This window comes from Bacteroides sp. ET225 (assembly GCF_024733745.1).
Taxonomy (GTDB): Bacteria; Bacteroidota; Bacteroidia; order Bacteroidales; family Bacteroidaceae; genus Phocaeicola; species Phocaeicola excrementipullorum.
Map to the genome: position 1 here is coordinate 1 of NZ_JANRHN010000066.1, position 3,807 is coordinate 3,807.

4 protein-coding genes are annotated in these 3,807 nt (G+C 44.8%); all 4 read right to left on the minus strand.

Annotation, left to right across the window (positions count from 1 at the left end; genetic code table 11):
* Window positions 1–218: 218 nt before the first annotated feature.
* Window positions 219–920: a lanthionine synthetase LanC family protein gene (locus tag NW212_RS15015; RefSeq protein ID WP_258339425.1), complete on the minus strand. Its 702-nt coding sequence runs from the start codon at window positions 918–920 to the stop codon at window positions 219–221.
* Between the two features lies 1 nt (window position 921).
* Window positions 922–2,379 (minus strand): thioredoxin-like domain-containing protein, encoded by a 1,458-nt coding sequence (locus NW212_RS15020; RefSeq protein WP_258339426.1) that lies wholly within the window; start codon window positions 2,377–2,379, stop codon window positions 922–924.
* A 184-nt stretch (window positions 2,380–2,563) separates the two neighbouring features.
* Window positions 2,564–2,839, minus strand: coding sequence for a TIGR04149 family rSAM-modified RiPP (locus NW212_RS15025; protein ID WP_258339427.1), 276 nt, complete (start codon window positions 2,837–2,839; stop codon window positions 2,564–2,566).
* A gap of 78 nt (window positions 2,840–2,917) precedes the next feature.
* A partial coding sequence (locus NW212_RS15030) for a TlpA disulfide reductase family protein (RefSeq protein ID WP_258339428.1) occupies window positions 2,918–3,807 on the minus strand: 890 nt, incomplete at its 5' end.

The following is a 3,807-nucleotide window of genomic DNA, read 5'->3' on the forward strand; positions in this document are numbered from 1 at the left end:
TAATGATTATTGTGATAAAGTTTTTCTTTCCTCCACGGAATTTTTCTTCAAATATAAGCATAAATTCTATGTTCCAGCAGCTGGACCGTATAGTCCACGTAGGTGGACCGTACAGTCCAGCTGCTGGAACATAAAAAATAAAGGCACATTCAGGGATTGCTGACGGGAAAGAAAGACAAACCCATGCAGGCATCTTTCTTTCCCCTTGCAGTATCCTGCTACTTTTTACCTACATTGAATTCAGCTACCGTCACATTATAATTGTTGACCGGATCCCATTCATTGAACTGTGCCTTTATGTATCTATAAGTGGAAAGCGGAAGATCAAACGTCTGTTCAACAGGGCTTTGAGCCAAATCAATATTGGCCTTGATTTCCTCAAATGAGCTTCCGTCATTACTACCATATAAAGTAATGTTATGTACTTGCATTCCTCTTGTCGTGTTACGATGCATTTCAGCAGTAATGCCACCGCCATCCTGCGATTCAGCCAAGATGGTTGCACTTCCAGCGGACAATGCGGTTATGTAATGCAGCAACCCCTCCAAGCCTGTTTCTAAGGAAATATCGGTCATACGCCTAACATTTTCTCGGACAATTCTTTCATCAAACTCCTTGCAGACCTCCAGGCTGTCACCCTCCACCAGACGGTTTTGTATCAGATACTCCATTCCCCAGCCTATGCCGGCAATCCCCTTGTCAAAATTTATACTTAAATCATTCGTGAGCCGCTCTGTCATACGATCCAACAGCACATCCATTATCTCCTTATAAATTTCATCAGATGTCCGTTCATATAATAGGGCAAAGCCCAATATGATGCCGGTTTGCCCATGGAACAGACCGGTGTCCCTTAAAAATGCCGTTTCCAGCAACAGGCGGTTCAGCATCCTCCGTTCCATCGAAAACTGCAGTTCCATATCATTCCTTTTTTGAAACCTGATTTATGAAAAGTTTCATCCCGTCCCTTATCTCCTGCTGCATGCGCTCCACGCCATTGCTCGGCCGTGTCAAGTCCGCGTTAAGCAGCTCGCCTCTGGGAGACAGAAGAAAGTAACGGGGTATCGGCGTGGAAGAGCCTCCGTAAACCTTCGACTGAATGTCGGCCCACAGTTCTTTTGAGGCAAGCAGATGCAGGCCGGAAAGTTGGCCCTCTATACGGGAACGCCATTTCCCGGCATCGCTGTCTATCGACACATAGACCATGGAAACTTGGTTGTAGAACTGAGAAAGCATGTTGTCAACCTGGTCCTTGTAGCCAAACTCCATCATGCATGGAACGCACCACGTGGCCCACAGGTCAACCAATACGAATTTCCCCTCAAGCTCCTCACACGAACAAAGGGCCTCCAGGCTGGAAGGAGAACAGGAAATGACTTGGGCAGTGCTGTTCCTCGCCTTATAGAACTCATATTCACGCTTGCAGATGGCATAGGACTCCGAATCCGGAAAACGGCGGTGAATGTACGCAAGCACCGAATCGTTATCAAACCCATCAATATGAAAAATCAGCTGAAACATGAAATGGGTGAAGAGTTCTGACAGAATATCCGACGGGGAGGCCAGCATAAAATCCGGTTCATAAGTAAGCTTGCAGCCCGCAAGTTCCGATTTTACCCTGTTCCGCTCCGCCTCATCCAACTGTGAATACACATATTCATAATAGTATATAAAATACACGGAAGCATGGTGCCTGTGGAAGTCGCCCTCTACGGGACATGAACGGTAGAGGGAGTCCACCAGAAAGTCTATCCGGGCCAATGACGCCCTTGACTGCACAGAGTCCTTCGCCTTTAAAAGCTCGTCAGCCAGCACTTCGGTTTCACCATACTTCAGCTCACGGCGCAATATCTCCCCGAACCGGGAACGGTCATTCTCAAGCTCACGCTCATAGGGAGGCGTAATCTGCAGGCGGGGAATATTGTCCGGCGACACGCCGGAGAAGTCATCCGCATCGACAAAACGCTTCAAATACTTCTGAACATTCTTTCTAAACACCAGTTCTTTGTCACGGTATAAAAAACGAGAACAGTAGTTGTTGATCATTTCATTGCCCCCTTTCACCGACAGGCCTCCCTTCTCACGGTATACGTGCAAGGTATCGTTCGGAGCGACATAAAGAATTTCATGGCCGATTCTATCCGGAAACTTTAAAGAAAGGATGGAAATGTCATCCACATGGAGGTCGTAGTCCGCGGGCAGACCGGCCCGGACATCAAGCGTGTCATGCGCATAAACGAAATTATAGAGGCCGTCGACCGGCTTGTATATGAACAGCCTGATCGGCTCGTCGAACAGAAAGGAAACATGCACATTGTTTCCATACACCAAAAGATGGAACAGGCAAAGCAGCAGGATTGTCAGGAACTGTTTTCTCATACAATAAAAAGTTAATCATATTACCTAATTTATACTTAAAGAATAGTATATCTGTACTCAGAATTTACTTAAAAACAACAACGGCTTTAACAGGGTTAGTTTCATGTTAAAGACTAACCCTGTTTATTGATGAAACTCTAACAATACAATAACCGCATACAACTGTAGCAATGAAAAAATATCCTCAAATACAATTTACCTTCTCGTACCCCGGACATGCCGCAAAAGCAAGACTATAAACCTTGCGAGGATCATTTGACTTAACCGTTACTTTCTTATCGGGAGGCAAAGGAGTATTGTCTTCACCTAACGCACCAGAATGAGGCTGAAAGCACAGGCAATCCCACTCGCTTTCTTCTGACCCACTGCCGGTAAACCCGCTTCCGCCAAGAACCTGCTTCATCTCTCTTTCTGAAAGGACACTTGCATTTTTCAACTTCAAAGTTCCTAACTTTTTCATAATTTAAAATTTTAAGTTATTATTCGGGCTTCTATTTTACAACTGCATTTCAGCCCTTTCCATGCAGCCTTTCATTTCTCAATTGTTTTTCCTTTTTGCAAGCTTCGCAAGGTAACGTCTGAGATTCCGAAAACCCACAATGCCGGAATCCATCAGAAGCATCTCGCCTTTCCTGTTAATCAATAGATAAGTCGGAAACGAACGTATATTCAGTTTACAAACAATCGACTCCGGATTGTCTATTGCACTGTCATCATCAAATATATTTTCCCAGCCGATGCCATGCGCAGACAACAGACTGTCCATTTTCTGAATATTCCTATTGCTGTCATAACAGATCCCTACAAGGCTGCAATAACCACTGATTTCGTCATGAAGAACCTTCATATCAGAAAAGCCTGCTATACACGGATTGCACCATGTCCCCCAGAAATCTACCAGCAGATAATCATTCCGCTTAAAACATGCAGCCAGCTTATCCATAACCGTTTCAGGGACTACAGTCCTACGAATCTCTTTTTCCGACAAATATAGGAAATCCCAATTACCGCCTATACTGTCCAGACTATAGCATACACTTCCTATCGCTACGCTGTCGCCCACAGAATAAGAAGACTTGTACCCCATACCGTCCACAGTCATAAAACGGTGCTTCTTCCCGGTCCTCATATCCCGCAGTTCAATCCGAACATTATCGCCCGGATTCTCATACACCAGAATGTCATGATTGTTCCAAACCGCATGCCGTGACCTTTGGTACGCATAAGTCACAGGAAGCTGATTGATTCGTCGGTCACTATAAGCAAGGGAACCGAAGTTCGGAATCAGATAATACTCATACGCCTTGCCGTTCTGTACATAACTGCCAAGACAGCAATACATATCATGATACTTCTTTATGGAATCTATCTGAAAGGAAACAAGATATTCGCCTGAAATTTCAGGATTGTATTTTTTGCAAATACTAT